The sequence below is a fragment of the Arsenophonus endosymbiont of Aphis craccivora genome (assembly GCF_013460135.1).
Taxonomy (GTDB): Bacteria; Pseudomonadota; Gammaproteobacteria; order Enterobacterales; family Enterobacteriaceae; genus Arsenophonus; species Arsenophonus nilaparvatae.
On sequence record NZ_CP038155.1, the window covers coordinates 1,829,941 to 1,847,839 of the forward strand.

10 protein-coding genes and 4 pseudogenes are annotated in these 17,899 nt (G+C 37.9%); 4 read left to right on the forward strand and 10 right to left on the reverse strand.

Annotated features, from left to right (window positions below):
• Positions 1-773: 773 nt before the first annotated feature.
• Positions 774-4,662, reverse strand: a pseudogene (purL, locus tag E3U36_RS09305) (phosphoribosylformylglycinamidine synthase).
• A 266-nt stretch (positions 4,663-4,928) separates the two neighbouring features.
• Between purL and mltF the strand changes: the two are divergent.
• On the forward strand, positions 4,929-6,380 hold the full coding sequence (gene mltF, locus E3U36_RS09310; protein ID WP_180816336.1) for a membrane-bound lytic murein transglycosylase MltF: 1,452 nt from the start codon (positions 4,929-4,931) through the stop codon (positions 6,378-6,380).
• Positions 6,381-6,411: 31 nt separating this feature from the next.
• On the opposite strand, the gene tadA is transcribed toward mltF, so the two are convergent.
• Positions 6,412-6,894 carry a tRNA adenosine(34) deaminase TadA gene (gene tadA / locus E3U36_RS09315; protein ID WP_180816337.1) on the reverse strand — a complete coding sequence of 161 codons (483 nt, stop codon included), beginning with the start codon at positions 6,892-6,894 and terminating at the stop codon, positions 6,412-6,414.
• Positions 6,895-7,185: 291 nt separating this feature from the next.
• Between tadA and E3U36_RS09320 the strand changes: the two genes are divergently transcribed.
• Both E3U36_RS09320 and E3U36_RS09325 read left to right on the forward strand, forming a co-directional pair.
• Positions 7,186-7,545, forward strand: coding sequence for a hypothetical protein (locus E3U36_RS09320; RefSeq protein ID WP_180816338.1), 360 nt, complete (start codon positions 7,186-7,188; stop codon positions 7,543-7,545).
• 173 nt (positions 7,546-7,718) lie between these two features.
• The gene (locus E3U36_RS09325; protein WP_180816339.1) at positions 7,719-8,621 is read left to right on the forward strand and encodes a phosphoethanolamine transferase; all 903 of its coding nucleotides are present in this window, start codon (positions 7,719-7,721) and stop codon (positions 8,619-8,621) included.
• A 314-nt stretch (positions 8,622-8,935) separates the two neighbouring features.
• Here the strand turns inward: E3U36_RS09325 and E3U36_RS09330 are convergent.
• The 8 genes and pseudogenes from E3U36_RS09330 to zapE all read right to left on the reverse strand — a co-directional run bounded on the left by E3U36_RS09330 (position 8,936) and on the right by zapE (position 17,175).
• A pseudogene (locus tag E3U36_RS09330) lies at positions 8,936-9,859 on the reverse strand (IS5 family transposase).
• Between the two features lie 120 nt (positions 9,860-9,979).
• The gene (gene elbB, locus E3U36_RS09335; RefSeq protein WP_180817610.1) at positions 9,980-10,639 is read right to left on the reverse strand and encodes an isoprenoid biosynthesis glyoxalase ElbB; all 660 of its coding nucleotides are present in this window, start codon (positions 10,637-10,639) and stop codon (positions 9,980-9,982) included.
• Positions 10,640-10,876: 237 nt separating this feature from the next.
• Positions 10,877-13,104, reverse strand: a pseudogene (gene arcB, locus E3U36_RS09340) (aerobic respiration two-component sensor histidine kinase ArcB).
• A gap of 338 nt (positions 13,105-13,442) precedes the next feature.
• Positions 13,443-13,934 carry a ClpXP protease specificity-enhancing factor gene (gene sspB / locus E3U36_RS09345; protein ID WP_180816340.1) on the reverse strand — a complete coding sequence of 164 codons (492 nt, stop codon included), beginning with the start codon at positions 13,932-13,934 and terminating at the stop codon, positions 13,443-13,445.
• Between the two features lie 6 nt (positions 13,935-13,940).
• Positions 13,941-14,582, reverse strand: a complete 642-nt coding sequence (sspA, locus tag E3U36_RS09350; protein ID WP_180816341.1) for a stringent starvation protein SspA — start codon at positions 14,580-14,582, stop codon at positions 13,941-13,943.
• A gap of 396 nt (positions 14,583-14,978) precedes the next feature.
• Positions 14,979-15,371, reverse strand: a complete 393-nt coding sequence (gene rpsI / locus E3U36_RS09355; protein WP_180816342.1) for a 30S ribosomal protein S9 — start codon at positions 15,369-15,371, stop codon at positions 14,979-14,981.
• Positions 15,372-15,389: 18 nt separating this feature from the next.
• Positions 15,390-15,818: a 50S ribosomal protein L13 gene (gene rplM / locus E3U36_RS09360; RefSeq protein WP_180816343.1), complete on the reverse strand. Its 429-nt coding sequence runs from the start codon at positions 15,816-15,818 to the stop codon at positions 15,390-15,392.
• 249 nt (positions 15,819-16,067) lie between these two features.
• A pseudogene (gene zapE / locus E3U36_RS09365) lies at positions 16,068-17,175 on the reverse strand (cell division protein ZapE).
• 224 nt (positions 17,176-17,399) lie between these two features.
• Between zapE and zapG the strand changes: the two are divergent.
• Entirely contained in the window at positions 17,400-17,804 is a 405-nt protein-coding gene (gene zapG, locus E3U36_RS09370; RefSeq protein WP_032115672.1) for a Z-ring associated protein ZapG, read from the forward strand.
• Positions 17,805-17,899 lie beyond the last annotated feature (95 nt).

Here is a 17,899-nt window from a genome sequence, read left to right on the forward strand (position 1 = left end):
GAGAAAAACAGTCTTTTAATCACCAAAATCGAGGGTAACATTTTAATTAATAAGGGAATAAGGCAAGGAGAGTAAATAATATTCATGCGCTTAAGCAGCAATAAATACTTTATTAAATAATTCACTGCGCCCCACCGATATTGGCGAGGAGAGCAGAGAATTTTTAATAGATGGTGCCTCACTCCACGTGTCGCCCGATGTTTGATAAAGCTTGTTTATAAGCAAATATCATGCTGCTGGACGGTAGGCACCTGACTTTTGGCATCATTCCTGGCTTATGTGGTGTGCATCCCTCTATATTGGGACCAACATAAAAAGTTGAATGATCTACTACCCAATATAGTATGTACCTTATATGCCAACTTTTTAAAAATTTTATTAACTTATTGAAATTTAATGTAAAATAAATTTCTTAAGCATTTAAAATGGTTTTTCATTAAATTTAATGCCATGATTTTTAATAAAAATGTCGCCTATTAGCGACATTTCATTAAGTGAATAAAATATTAACAAAAAATCATAAAATTAAATGTCTCCAATTAGAGACAACTTATTTTTATCACTTAGCTAATGAACGACAGTTATAAGATTTAATAAGCAAATTTAAATAATTTTAATAATAATCAACATCAAATTTCAGCTAAATTTAGCTCATAATGAAATTTATTTTTACTTATTTTCAATCAACCGCTCAAAAATTACATTTTATCTCCTATGACTACCCAAGTTTTTATCACTTTAATTAGCCATAGGGAAAAATATTTATATCAATATCAACCCAGCTGCCGCCGCGCATTACGAAAAATACGCATCCAGGGGCTATCTTCGCCCCATTCTGGCGGATGCCATGAATGGGTAACTGTACGAAATACTCGCTCCGGATGGGGCATCATGATAGTCGCCGCCCATCTAAGCTGGTCACTGCAGTAATACCATTAATCGATCCATTTGGATTTGCTGGATACTGTTGAGTAACCTGACCATAATTATCAACAAAACGTAGCGCAACTAAATGATTTTTTTCCAACTGGTCAAGATGCGCAATGTCTCGCATTTCAACTTGACCTTCACCATGAGATACCACTATTGGTAGCTGATAATCAGCCATATCTTGTAAAAATAGTGAAGGACTTTCCATCACTTTGACCAAACTAAAACGCGCTTCAAAGCGTTCTGAACGATTACGTACAAATCGTGGCCAATGTTCAGCACCTGGAATCAACTGGTTGAGATTAGACATCATTTGACAGCCATTACATATGCCTAATGATAAAGTATCAGAACGAGTAAAAAAGCCTGCAAATTCGTCACGTACGCGTGAATTGAATAAAATTTATTTTGCCCAGCCTTCTCCCGCACCCAATACATCACCATAAGAAAAGCCGCCACAGGCAACTAATAGCTGAAAATCAGCGAGTGTTACCCTGCCTGCTAACAAATCACTCATATGCACATCAATGGCAGTAAAACCTGCACGGTGAAATGCGGCCGCCATTTCAACATGAGAATTGACACCCTGTTCACGTAAAACAGCCACTTTAGGTGACGTGGTTTCATAATATAAGGCGCTGCAATATCATCTGCTGGATCAAAGTTTATTTTTACATTCAATCCAGGATCTGTCAGATCTTGTTTAGCCTGATGTTCTTGATCTGCACACGCAGGATTATCACGTAAACGTTGCATTTGCCAGGTAGTCTCATCAGCCCACCATAAACGCAATTGGCTACGTTTTTCACGATAAATTTCTCTATCGTGACTATTGATAGTAACAATATCGTCTTTAATTGCTGTACCAAGATACAGTACACACCCAGCCAATCCATGCTCGGCCAAACATGCTTCCACCATTTCCCTATCCGCTTGCTTGACCTGAATGACTGCCCCTAATTCTTCGCTGAATAAAGCAGCAAGAATATCTTTATAATAATAACCGATATCAATATCTAACCCACAATGACCGGCAAATGCCATTTCTGCTAATGTAACAAATAGGCCACCATCGGAACGATCATGGTAAGCTAATAATTTTTGTTCTTTTGTAAGCGCCTGAATTGCATTAAAGAAACCGGTTAATAATTTAGCATCACGGACATCCGGGGCATGATCACCTATTTGCCGATATACCTGTGCAAGTGCTGAACCTCCCAATGCATTATGACCTTGCCCGAGATCAATTAATAATAATGCATTATTTTGATCACTTTTCAGTTCAGGTGTAACCGTCAGACGAACATCCTCAACCCGGGAAAAAGCGGTAATAACCACAGAAAGCGGCGCCGTCATTTCACAAATCTGTTCGCAATTATGCCAGGTGGTCTTCATTGACATCGAATCTTTACCAACTGGGATAGTTAAACCTAATGCCGGACATAGCTCTTCTCCAATAGCCTTCACCGCTTGATACAAACTGGCATCTTCACCAGGATGTCCCGCTGCTACCATCCAATTAGCGGAAAGCTTCACCCTTTTTAAGTCCTGAACATAAGCAGCAGCGATATTGGTCAACGCTTCTCCAACCGCCATCCGGCTAGATGCCGCATAGTTCAATAGCGCAATGGGTGAGCGCTCACCGATCGACATAGCTTCGCCATAATAATTTTCTAAACTAGCTGTCGTGACCGCACAATCAGCAACCGGGATCTGCCAAGGGCCAACCATTTGATCGCGGGACACCATTCCGGTAACACTGCGATCACCAATTGTAATCAGAAAAGTTTTCTCTGCTACTACTGGCAAATGTAATACCAGTTTAACTGCTTCGGTTAAGGTTATCATTTCTCGATTAATCGGCTTACCGGCAGCAAATTTAGAACTAACATCACGTAGCATTTTAGGCGTTTTACCTAACAAAATATCTAGCGGCATGCAAATAGGCTGGTTAGTAAAATAACTATCATTAAGAACAAGATCGCGATTTTCCGTCGCTTCACCAACAACAGCATATGGCGCGCGTTCTCGACGACAGATAGACTCAAATAGGGGAAGTTGTTCAGGTAAAACAGCTAATACATATCGCTCTTGAGATTCATTGCACCAAATCTCACGAGGATCCATGCCTGGTTCATCATTCAATATTTGACGTAGTTCAAATATTCCGCCTCGATCAGCATCATTCACTAACTCAGGCATAGCATTAGAAAGGCCACCAGCACCAACATCATGAATAAATAGAATCGGATTATCAGTTCCCAACTGCCAGCACCGATCAATAACCTCTTGACAACGACGCTCCATTTCAGGGTTATCACGTTGCACCGAAGCGAAATCAAGATCAATATCAGACTGCCCTGAAGTAATCGATGAAGCTGCGCCACCTCCCAGCCCAATATTCATCGATGGGTCACCTAATACGATTAATTTAGCGCCAACTGGAATATTGCCCTTTTTAATATGTTCTGCCAGAATATTACCTATACCGCCTGCTAGCATAATCGGTTTGTGGTAACCACGTAATTCTGCTCCATTATGACTATTCACTAGCTCTTCATAAGTGCGAAAATAACCTAATAAAGCTGGTCGGCCAAATTCATTATTAAAAGCGGCGCCACCCAATGGCCCATCAAGCATAATATTAAGCGCACTAACAATACGCTGTGGTTTGCCAAAATGTTGTTCCCATGGTTTTTTAAAACCTGGAATACGTAAGTTAGAAACAGCAAATCCAACTAAACCGGCTTTAGGCTTTGCACCACGCTCTGTTCCCCCTTCATCACATATTTCTCCACCTGAACCGGTGGCAGCACCAGGCCAAGGAGAAATAGCTGTTGGGTGGTTATGGGTCTCTACTTTCATCAAAATATGAGCATTTTCATGATGATAATCATATTTGCCGGTTACTGGATCAGGAAAAAAACGCCCAATATTCGATCCTTCCATTACGGCAGCGTTATCTTTATAAGCTGATAAAATATAATCTGGCGTTTGTTGATAAGTATTTTTTATCATATTAAACAAAGAATTAGGTTGTGATTTACCATCAATAACCCAACTGGCATTAAATATTTTATGCCGACAATGTTCTGAATTAGCTTGCGCAAACATATAGAGTTCAACATCCGTTGGATCCCGTTCTAATGTTTCGAAGGCATACATTAAATAATCAATTTCATCTGTAGCTAACGCTAACCCTAATTCAATATTTGCCAATTAAAGTGCACGACGACCGTTTTTTAATATTTCTATCGTCACCATTGGTGCCGGCTTATGGTGCATAAAGAGTGATTCTGCTTGCTCGAAAGAAGTCCAAACAGTTTCAACCATCAGATCATGTAAAATGACAGATAAATCATCCAATTGTGATATATCCAATGGCGAGGAATAAATAATATAATAAGCAATTCCACGCTCAAGCCGGATAACCTGCTGTAATCCACAGTTATGAGCAATATCCGTTGCCTTTGAAGACCAGGGTGAAATAGTGCCTGGTCGAGGAGTAACCAAGAGTAACTGGCCAGCAGGCTGTTGCTCAGTTAATGAAGGACCATAATGAAGCAATTGACTTAGTTTTTGTCGATCATCCTGATTTAATGGCGCACCAAGTTCAGCAAAGTGTACATATTCAGCATAAATGTCAGTAACCGGTAGTTGCTTCTGGCATAGGGAAAGAAGCTTAGTAATGCGAAATGTCGATAAAGCGGGTGAGCCACGCAGAATTTCCATAGTAATATATTCTCTTAACTTATAAAGCTGGCCTGAAGGATATGTATCAGGAAAACTGGAAGGCTATTATAAATCATCATGACCCAATACGAAACAGTTTGCGTGCACATTTATCACGCACCCGCAAATGTTAAAGATATGTAAAATAGATTAAATTAAGTTGCAAATTCTACTTTTGTTAAGCATAATGTTCGGCTATTAAAAAATTGGCCATAATTTTGTCATTTTAATTAAGAAAATATGTTTAACTAACGAGATATAACCATTTGATTAATATTAGAATTAATTATCTTGTTATCGTTATTGTCTCTATAATTTCTGTTGGTGTCATTACACTTAATATTGAGTGGCCCAACCAGCAGCAAGACCAGGTGAAGAGAATTATTTCTCGCGGTGAATTACGTGTAAGTACTATTAATTCACCCCTTATGTCCTTTAACGATAAGCAAGAAGCAAGCGGATTTGATTACGAACTGACTAAACGCTTTGCCGATTACCTTGGCGTAAAGCTACGTATCAATGTACGTTCAAATATCAATCAACTTTTTAATGACCTTGAAAACGGTAATAGTGACTTTATTACTGCAGGACTTCTTTATAATGAGAAGCGCCTCGATAAAGCACAGCCTGGCCCTGACTACTATACCGTTTCCCAGCAGCTAATTTATCGCAAAGGGGTAAGTCGTCCACGCTCTTTGAACGATGTAAAAGGAAAGTTTGTCGTTGCCACTGATTCAGTAAACGCTAATACGCTGCAACAGTTGAAGCAAAAATATCCAAATCTTGCATGGGAAGAAACCAGTCATTATAATGCGACTCAGTTATTGCAACTGCTAGCTGAAGGGAAAATTGATTATACCTTAGAAAATTCTATTGTCGTCGCTATGCAGCAACGTATTCATCCAAACATTGCTGTCGCTTTTAATGTTAGCGACGATCATAGCCTTAATTGGTATATGAAACACTCAAAAGATAATAGTCTAAATGCAGCAATGTTAGACTTCTTCAATAAAAGTAATGAAGAAGAATTTTTAACACGTTTAGATGAAAAATATTTTGGGCATGTTGCTACTTTTGACTATTTTGATACGCTTTCTTTTATTACTGCAATTAATAAAATTTTGCCCACATATAAGCATCTATTTAAAAAATACGCAGAAGATATAGATTGGCGTCTACTAGCAGCAATTTCCTGGCAGGAATCACACTGGGATCCACTAGCCACATCACCCACCGGTGTTCGTGGTTTAATGATGCTAACAGTACCTACTGCACAAACTATGGGTGTGTCAGATAGGCTGGATCCAGAGGAAAGTATTAAAGGTGGAGCCGCTTACTTGCAATATCTGATTTCGCGCTTACCAACTACTATTGCGCCTGATGATCGTATTTGGTTTGCCTTATCGGCCTATAATATGGGGTTGGGACATATGCTTGATGCCAGGAAACTGACACGCATACAAGGCGGAGATCCAGACAGTTGGTTAGATGTAAAAACCAGACTGCCGCTACTTAGCAAGAAAAAATATTTTACTAAATTAACCTACGGTTATGCACGTGGCTATGAAGCCTATCGCTATGTGGAAAATATCCGCCGTTATCACCAAAGTTTGGTGGGTTACCTACAGAATAAGGAAATGAATCAAAATATGCAGCTCGCCGCAAGGGATCCGCTATTATTCTCTAGAACCAGCAGCAAAGAAAAAAGTAGTGACTAATTTGGCTATTCATTACAAACAGTATTAGCTTCTATTTCCTGGCCAATTTTTTTTCTGCTCGCCGTTGTTGAAAAAAAACACTTAACATCGTCGAACATTCATCGGCCAAAATCCATCCCAATACCAGAATACGATGATTCATATCCGGATGATTAAAAACATCAATAATTGAACCAGCAGCGCCAGTTTTTTGATCAGAGGCGCCATATACCAAACGACCGATGCGCGCATGGATCATAGCTCCGGCACACATAATACAAGGCTCGAGTGTCACATAAAGCGTCGTATTGAGTAAGCGATAATTTTGTAAAGATTGACCCGCTGCCCGCAAAGCTAAAATTTCCGCATGAGCAGATGGATCATGAGACAAAATAGGATGATTACAACCTTCTGCAATCAATTCATCTTCATGTACTAATACCGCGCCAACAGGAATTTCACCTTTTTTTTGAGCATTTTTGGCTAGTGAAATAGCTTTTCGCATCCAATAAACATCTTTTTGGGCTTGATCCACGAATAAAAACCTCAAATATTAATTTAATATCGCAAAAATAATTATAAGATAATATCAAGTTATGATTTAATAACTCTTTAATACTAATTAATAGCCATCTCATACAATAAATAACATCAATAAATCACCCCAAAAATCACTTATGTTATTAATAAAATTAACTAATTCAACTTTGTGTATCGTTGCATTAAGGGTAATCACTGATCTAAATCGGATATAATAAATGATAATCGAAATTTTTTGCTGAAAATATCGCTACTTATTATATTATTCAGCCTAATTCATTACGCTATGGGTTACCCACCAAGACTAAACTATACAGCTGGTATCGTCGCATTGCTAATCGTTATCAATCAGTTACGAATAATATATAGTGGATTCATTATTATATTCACCATTATTGCAGCGCTATATTTTCCAATTAGGCTACTTTATGGTACTCCCTCACTAACCATAGCAACATCAGTTACTTATACCAATTTAAATGAAGCAATAAAATTTATTAGTAATATTCCATACTATCTTTATGCTGGATCATTATTTATTTTACTGTTCGGCTTTTTCTGTACAACATTTAAGCTTAAAACCGGTAACAAAACAAAGATTGGTGCTTTTATTACCTTTTTGGCGTTTCTTCTATATGGCCCTTAAAAGATTATAAAGAAACGGGTGAATTCGATATTTTACATAGCGGTTATCCAAAAATCAAATTTGTCAAAGACTTCAATAGTGCCAAGGAAGAAACCAATAAACTTTTTAGTTTACTTGCGCAAACAGATGACTTCCAGCCAAACAATAGTGCCACGCCATTTGATACCTATGTTATGGTGATTGGTGAAAGCGCTAGACGCGATTTTATGCACGTTTATGACTTTCCAATTAATAATACCCCATTTATGGATAGCGCTAATGGTATTCTATTCAACCATTATATTTCAGCCGCTTCATCAACTATTCCATCATTAACCAGCTCCCTGACCCAAGCACCCAAATTAGCCAATAGCGTTATTGCGCTGGCAAAAAAATGGAGATTTACTACCTATTGGTTATCAAATCAGGGAGCTGTTGGTATCTACGCCACACCGATTGCCTCTATGGGGAAAAAAGCAGATCATTCGTTTTTTCTGAAAAGAGCAAGTTATAATAGTAAAGAGACCTATGATGATGAATTACTGCCACAAATTGCAACAGCAATCAAAGCTCCTCAGGCCAAAAAATTCATTATTGTTCATTTAATTGGTAGTCATCCTCGCGCTTGCGCAAGGACTAATGATCACTATGAAACTTTTTACAAAAGTGAAGAGATTTCATGCTATATACAGAGCATAAAAAATACTGATCAACTGTTAGCAACAATTCATCAATATTTAACCGACAGCCAATCAAAATGGACAATGATCTATTTTTCTGATCATGGCCTCGGTTTCGTCAATAAAAACAACCGGAGTGACCTAAAACTTACTCATAATTATCAATACCGTCAGGATTATGAAGTACCACTATTTATTAGTTCTTATAATTCTAACGAACGGCAGTACATTACTGCTGCTAGAAGTGGAATTAACTTTTTAACTCTATTTTCTGAATGGTCAGGCATTGACGATCCCAGTATTGGCCATTCCTGTCATATGATTTCAAACGATATTTGTCATCAACAAAATAGTGTTATTGACTTTAATAATAAACGAATTGACTATACAAAATTACCGTCAGATATGGCACCATGACATTATGCCAAATAGCAAATAGCAAATAGCAAATAGCAAATAGCAAATAGCAAATAATGCAAATAAGGCAAATAATGCAAATAAGGCAAATAAGGCAAATAAGGCAAATAAGGCAAATATTGTGGTTATAGCATGATAATTTGTTATCTGAAGTATAAAATATACTGCGTTTATTCACGGCTTTAGCTTAATAATAAATGCAGTTTTGACTAATTTAATGATATAAGTAATATTTTAAATAGAGCTTAACATGTCACTGGCTTTGTTGAATAAATCAGAATTAGCCGCCAGGATGGCTCCCTCTGCTACAGCTGTTATCCGATCCTGACGCTGTGTGGCATACCCAACAACGTCATACGGTTCAGCGCTTTGACCATCGCCATTGCTTCACCTACCTGAGCCTCATAGTCACGCAGCCTCAGATGGCCACCCAGCAAAGTTTTTATGCGGAACATCGCTGTTTCTGCCACTGAACGCCGGTGATAACCCACTTTCTTTTTCCACATATCATTACTCCTGCTCAGACGCTGATTCGCCACCGCATGGTTACGTTCATGGTACTTGTCCGGCCAGTATTTCGCTCCGCTTCGCGGCGGGATAAGGGGCCTGATTTTCTTTCTTAGCAACGCATCGTGGCAGTAACAGGCGTCATAAGCACCGTCTGCTGACACTTCCCTGATTTTCCGGTGGGTTTGGTTAATAAGGCCCGGCAGTGCCTGCGCATCTGTCGTTCCGCTGAGCGATAAGTCGGCACAGATAATCTCATGAGTCACACTGTCTGCTGCCAGATGAAGCTTGCGCCACACTCTTCGTCTGTCAGCCCCATGCTGCCTGACTTTCCATTCACCTTCGCCAAAGACCTTCAGACCGGTACTGTCGATGACCAGATGCGAGATTTCACTACGCGTTGGCGTTTTTATGCTGATGTTGACGCTCTTTGCTCGTCTGCTGACCAGCGAGTAGTCCGGACAGCACAGCGGCTAAGACATGAGTTTAAAAATCGAATCAACGAAGCCCTGTAATGCCCGGAGCGACAGGTTAAACACAAGCTTCATCATCAGGACAGTGGTAACAGCCATATCGCTGTAGTAAAGCGGCCGGCCACGACCTTCAGGCGAAGAACTGTCAGTCCATTCAGCGATGGCCGACTCATCAAGCCAGACCGTCAGGGAACCGCGTTGTCTGAGTGCCTTGTTGTACGCGGGCCAGTTGGTAATTTTAAACTTTTGCTTTGCCATGGGGACCTGATGTTGAAACGAATTTAGCGATCAGCTCCGCCAATCACCTAAAAGTTCGATTTATTCAACAAAGCCCCCTTTTTAACCAATGCCATAATAATAGTAAGTAAACTAACATAACTAACGACTTGCCAGTTCAATTACTTTTTTAACTAATTTATTAATTCCTTGCCATGCTTCATTTGGTGATGATGCCAACATATAAGCGGGTGTTGTTATTACGTTATTATCTTCATCAACCACAATATTATCAAAGGAACAAATAATATGTGTTCCTCCCATTTGTTCTATTTGGGCAATAGTTTTTTTATAATTGCCTATTGTTAACTTTACCGCTTTATTTAAAATTTTAGGTAACATAACAGGCGCAATACACATCAATCCCATGGGCTTACCTTGTTGGTGAATTTCGCGACAAAATGTTAATAAATCTTTATCTATTTCACAATCACTTCCTTTAATAGCAAAATTAGATAAATTTTTTGCCACCCCAAAACCACCAGGAATAATGACTGCACTAAATTTTTTTGCATCAGCAGATGATAAAGGTGCTATTTTCCCACGTGAAATACGTGAAGACTCTACCATTATGTTCCTTTTTGCTTGATTTGTTTCTTCATTTATATGATTAATAACACCTAGTTGCTCTCTATTAGGTGCAAAAAAACATATTTCAACATCATTTTCACTCAAAGATAACATAGTAAGTACTGATTCGTGAATTTCACTGCCATCAAATACACCACATCCGCTTAAAATTACTGCAATAGGTTTCCATATTTGACTTCATTTGTAGTAGATTGTTACTAATTCATTTAATGTGATAACATGGAACTTGCTCACAAATTTTAATGAATCTTGTAACAAAAACGATTATATTTGTTATGTTGATTGGCTGACAGAAAATACAGGTTCCTATTTTACTCACCATCTATATTTATGCATATCATAATTGGTGAGTAAAAACGATTTCCCTGGTATTGGCGCAATATTCGCGCACCCCAACTTCGGTTGGGGTTATTTTTTTTGAGCGACGACTAACCATCGTTTCAAAACTTTAACATCTTTTTGCCAATCTACTTTTAATTCATCAAACCATTCCTGAATATTATCCCACCAGGCAGGTAAATCAGGAGATTAGAGCTGTTGAGCTAACTGCTCGAGATGGCGCAAACCAACTGCACCTACTGCACCTTTAATTTTGTGGGCTTCTACAACAATCCCATTTCTGTCTTTGGCCACAATATTAGAATCCAATAAAGATAGGTATCCTGGCATCACATTTTCCAAGATCTTTATGCTCTCTTCAATCAGTTTTGGTCCAACTAATTCGAAATATTGGTTGAGCATATTGATATCTAATACGTCATCATGATTGGCAAGTTGTTTTAGCGGAATGTTGAAGGATTTATTTTTACAATCGGTCAAATATTTTTCAATAATCTTTATTAATGCACTTACCTACAGTGGTTTACTCAATACATCATCCATACCGGCAGCAAGATACTCTTTTTTGTCTTTCAATACATTAGCTGTTAATGCAATTAAAGGTGGAAGTTTATCATTAGCATAGATTTGATGAAACTGACGTGCAATATCGAGACCGGTCATATCAGGTAGTTGGATATCCAATAAAACCAAATCGTAACTACCAATTTTGAACATTTTTAGTGCTTCTTTTCCATTCATAGCAACATCAACGGTATGGCCTAATTTTTCTAATACAGATCGTGCAACGATGATATTTAATTCAATATCTTCCACTAAAAGAATATGCAACTTAGGTAGTAAAACAGCTTCTGTTGTTGGGGTTTCAATCGTTTTTGCTACAATGGGCGCTATAACGGATACAGTGAAGCAAGAACCTACCCCTAATGTACTATCGACCTGTATATCTCCCCCCATGCTTTGCGCTAACCGTTTAGAAACAGCAAGACCAATTCCAGTACCCGTTTCTGGTCGGCCACTAGCACTACCCTTTACCTGATAGTACATGGCAAAAAATTTTTTTGCGCCTCTTTTGGAATGCCAATACCGCTATCAATAACCTGAATAAAAAGTTGCTCATGTCCTTCATACCAAATACGAACTTTGATCTCACCCTGTTGAGTAAATCTGACGGCATTACCAATTAAATTCCATAGTATTTGCCGTAACCGTGTTGCATCAGTAATGATCTTGCTCGGTAAATTTTCTTTTACTTCTAAGATAAACTTTAAATCTTTAGGTTGTACTAAAAGCCCCGATAAATTTTCAAGATCAGAAATAAATTCATTAAAATCAATTTGTTGACTATCTAAACTAACCTTGCGGCGTTCAATCTTATCCATCTCAATAATATCATTGAAAATATTACCTAAAGTAATAGCGCTGACATGAATAGTTTTCAAATAATTTGTTTGTTCATCGGTTAATTCAGTATCGAGTAATATACGACTCAGTCCAACAATCCCATTAAGCGGCGTACGAAGCTCATGGCTGATGGTTGAAATAAACGTTGTCTTATCCCTACTGGCATTTTCTAACGCTTCCTGATAATGCTTACGCTCGGTAATATCGCGTCCAAACCCTACTAACCCATGGCGTTTTCCAACCCGATCATAAAACGGGACTTTACGTATTTCAAAGCATGCTTTCCGTCCATCGGGATATACCAACCATTGTTCATAGGTCAATGACACATTATGACGAAATACTTTTTCATCAGTTTCCAGCTCCTTTTCGGCCACTTCCTCACCATAAATTTCACGATAAGTTAGCCCAATAAGCTGCTTTTCACTGCGACCTGTCAATAATTCCCTTGCTCGATTACAACAAGAAAAATCATTATTTTCATCACGATAATAAACAAGATCAGGTGATGCATCTAAAAATAATTGTAATAATATAGACTGCTGTTCAAACTCAAGTTGTGTCTGCTCTCGGCGCTTCATCTCTTTTTGCAATTTTTCTAATAATTATAAATGCGCCTTTTGTATTTTTTCACGCTCTGCAATTTCCAAATTGAGCTGAGCAATATTTTCTTTAAGTTTGTCAGTAAGCTCGGCATCACGCTTACGCATAACTTCTAATTTATCAACCATGCCTGATAAACGACGACGAGACTCTTCAAGTTGTTCGACCACAACAGAAATAAAATAGACCGCCCAAGGCATAATAATCAATCCAAAAAAGATAGAGCGAACCAAATCAATATTATGAACATTGCCATATAATAAAATATCAACCGCGATCTGTAATACCATAGCGAATACAACAAGTGCTGTGGCTCATAGTAAGGAAAATCCCATTACGCCAAGCTTAATCATTAAATCAACATAATATTGAGCAAATCCTTTAAGCAGCTTCATACACACTCCGATACAAAAAATCAGCTTAAATCATAACTTATATAGATAAAAAACAGAGGGATCTAACATACATTATGAGGGATAATTTACATTTAGATTTTCATGAATAATGAATTAATTTATAAACGAAATTTTATAATTATCAGATAAATAAAAATTTAATAAACAAAAAATATAGATTTAAAAAAGAAAAAAGGGCAGTATTTGATACTCCCCCTCAATCATGAGATACCTTATTTTATAACACGTAGCGTCGGGCGTCCTTTCGGTGGCATCGGCGGCTCATCATCAGAAGATGAAATCGACTTTATTTCTTGCGCTTCGTTTGACAAATCAGTATCACTAACCAGTACTAAATTTTCACTTTGAGCAATAGAATTACCTGCACCATCCTCATATTCTGGTTCAGGTTCAAACATCATTCCTGCTCCATTTTCGCGCCCATAGATAGCAATAATAGCGCTCATAGGTACTTCAACATGGCGAGGAACTCCACCAAAACGGGCATTGAAGCTGACAATTTCATTAGTCAGTTCTAAATTACCGACAGCAGAAGGTGTAATATTTAAAATAATCTGTCCTTTATTCGCATATTCCATCGGTACATTTACGCCAAAAATATTAACATCCACAACTAAATGGGGTGTCATATTATTATCGAGAAGCCATTCATAATGAGCCCTAAGAAGGTAAGGACGACGTGGAGACATTCCTAACAATTCCATAATAAATTAACCTGTGGTAGATAAAAGCATCTCACGCTCAGCTTCAGTTAATGAAGCAAGGAAAGAGTCTCGCTCAAATACACGTTCCATATAAGAACGAATGCCCTCTGTTTCTTTTCCTTTAGGGATGTCGATCTTCCAGTAAGGTAAACGCCATAAAAGGGGAGCTAAATAGCAATCAACTAGACTAAATTCTTCGCTCATAAAAAACGGTCTTTCTTTAAAAATTGGCGAGATTGCTATCAGTTCCTCCCTTAACTGCTTACGGGCAGCATCAGCTTGAGGATCCTTATTTTCAATCTTATACATCAAAGAATACCAATCATTGTCTATCCGATGTATCATCAAACGACTATTACCACGAGCAACGGGATAAAGAGGCATCAATGGTGGATGCGGAAAGCGTTCATCAAGATATTCCATAACAACACGGGAATCATACAATGTTAATTCTCTATCAACCAGCGTTGGTACTGTTTGGTAAGGATTTAGATCAATCAAATCTTGAGGCAAATTACCCGCTTCAACATTCTCAATCTCAAAGCTCACGCACTTTTCTGCCAATACGATCCGCACTTGATGGCTAAATATGTCGGTCGGGCCGGAAAACAGTGTCATTACCGAACGTTTGTTGGCAGCGACAGCCATGAAAACCTCCAAGTTTTATTAAAAAAGAATAAACAGCCATAATATAATTAATCAGGCCATTCTTACATGTTTAAAATGCTGGTGAACCAATTTACTCGGTTAACAGACATTTGACCTTTATTTATTAAACTACAATTAATACATGTTATTTCCACCAAATCAGGTGAGAAATAGATAAGAAAATAATGGCCTATAGTCTATCAGATTTTGTTCAATATGGGGGAAAGTTTGACAAGATTTTATGATAAATGTACAAAATTCAAGCAATTTTTTATTGAAAAAATTTATAACAAAAAAAATTAAATTAATAATCGCAAGATGAGATAAATTTATAACATGCTAAAAACCCGCCTTTAGGCGGGCTTTTTATTACTAATTTGTTGTAAAAACAAGAAATTAACGTTTAGAGTATTGTGGACGACGACGTGCTTTACGCAGTCCCACTTTCTTACGCTCAACAGAACGCGCATCACGAGTAACAAACCCAGCTTTACGTAATTCTGAACGTAGTGTCTCGTCATATCCCATCAATGCACGTGTAATACCATGACGGATTGCACCTGCTTGACCAGAAATCCCACCACCTTTAACGGTAATGTATAGATCCAGTTTTTGCAACAGATCAACCAATTCTAACGGTTGGCGAACAACCATTCGCGCCGTTTCGCGGCCAAAATATTCTTCTAAGCTGCGTTGATTGATAGTAATATTACCGCTACCTGACTTAATGAAGACACGTGCGGAAGAGCTTTTGCGGCGACCAGTGCCGTAGTATTGATTTTCAGCCATTGCCTATATCCATCCCGATTAAATGTCAAGAACTTGCGGCTGCTGTGCCGCGTGGTTGTGATCACTACCCGCATAAACTTTCATTTTACGGTACATCGCAAGACCAAGAGGTCCTTTGGGTAGCATACCTTTAACCGCAATTTCAATTACACGCTCAGGGTGACGGGCAATCATTTCTTCGAAGGTCGCTTGTTTGATACCACCGATATAACCAGTATGGCGATAGTAGATTTTGTCTTCACGCTTGTTACCAGTAACAGCAACTTTTTTTGCATTAACAACAATGATGTAATCACCAGTATCGACATGCGGAGTATATTCCGCTTTATGCTTGCCGCGCAAAAGACGAGCAATTTCAGTTGCAAGACGGCCTAAAGTTTTTCCATCTGCATCAACAACGTACCAGTCGCGTTTTACGGTTTCTGGTTTAGCTATAAAAGTTTTCATTAAAGCTTACCCATATATAAGTTACATGTTGGCGAACACTCATATTTTATAAAAATACTTCAGTATGTTCACGCTAATTTTTGTCCAGTAAATCCTACCCCTTCGAGTAGTCAAACTGACATTAATGCAAGATTTTTGGGAAATAAAAGACTTGCTGTAACGTGGGGTGGAAAGATTATAGAGAAATTTTCGCCAAAAATCGACCCAAAAATAAATTTCTCGTCAATTTATTATATTATTACCCGCTAATCAAGCTATATGAGGTAATTTTAGGTATTCCTCACTCTGCATTTCTTGCAATCTTGATACACAGCGTTGATATTCAAAACGTAACAAATGCCCTTGGTAAAGTTTATCCATTTCTACCTCAGCATTAATAATCAACTTAACTTTTCGTTCATAAAACTCATCAATCAGAGCGAGAAAACGCCTGGCTACATCTTCATGCAGTTCTGACATCAACAAAACATTATACAGTAGTACCGTAAATCTTTTGCTAAGACGATATAGTCATTTTGACTACGTGCATCTTCACATAATACCTTAAATTCAATCGATAAAATGCCTTCTGCGGTACAGATTGCCGGCATAGTACGATGATTAATCTCAAGAATAGGAAACCTAACTCCAGATTTGCCAGCTAATTTAATAAATATCTCATCCATACGATTGCAGTTCGCTTCATCAATTGGCGTAAGATAAAGACCCGCTTGCTTCAAGGTACGTAAACGATAATCAATACCTGCATCAACATTGATAATGTCACAATATTTTTTAATTTGTTCGATCACAGGTAGAAAACGTGTTCGTTGCAATCCATTTCGATAGAGTTCATTTGGATGAATATTAGACGTTGCTATTAAGCAAATGCCTCTGCAAATAAAGCTTTCAATAACGTTGCCAAAATCATGGCATCAGTGATATCAGAGACAAAAAACTCATCAAAGCATAAAACATCGGTCTGTTTTTTAAATCTATCAGCAATAATTTCCAATGGATCTGGCTGACCTTGTAACTCAATCATTTCATTCTGCACTCGCCACATGAAAAGATGAAAATGTAAGCGTAATTTTCTGCCATCCGGTAAACGCTGATAAAAGAGATCCATCAGCCAAGTTTTACCTCGGCCGACACCTCACCACATATATAATCCCTGCACAGGCTCACGATTTGTATGAAGTTTCTTAGCAAATAATTGGCCAATTTTATTTTTCAATGATAACTGGGATGTTTTATTAAGCAACTGATGATGAATAATATCTAAACGTGCTATCGCCTTACTTTGCACCTCATCAAATTGACAATCACCGGTAGCCAAAAAATGTTGGTAAAGTTTAGTGGGAGTCAACAATGCCATCAACGTGATACTCCTTAAAAATGTCATAATTTAATTGACCAATGAAACCAATCATAAACATTATATCGATAATCTTTACTACTTTAATACCGCAAAATACTATGAAATCATTAGCAATAACTTTTCCCACTTTCACTTATAGCCTTTTAACAGGTATAGTGACTGCTATACTGTGAATCTATTTCTATGAAAATAAATGTTGTTTTGTTAATGAAGGAGTCAACATGACTTGGGAATATGCACTAATCGGTCTAATTGTAGGTTTCATTATTGGTGCACTAGTAGTTCGCTTCGGCAATACCAAGCTACGCAACCAACAAGCTTTACAAGCTGAACTTGAAAAGAAAAACCATGAATTGGAAGAATATCGTAAAGAATTGGTCAGCCATTTTGCGCGTAGTGCAGAGTTACTCGATAACATGGCGCAAGATTATCGTCAACTCTACCAGCATATGGCAAAAAGTTCTCATGAATTGATGCCTGATATGCCAATACAAAACAACCCGTTTAACTATCGTTTGACTGAATCAGAATCAGACAATGATCAAGCTCCGGTTAATTTACCACCTAAAGATTACTCTGAAGGTTCTTCTGGCTTATTTCGCACAATAAAAGAAAAAAGAAAGTAAATTAGGTTTGATATATTAATAAAATTGTATCTTTACCTAATTTTGATGATAGCGTATCCACCTGATAGAGTTATTTTGTTGTAAAAAATTAATAT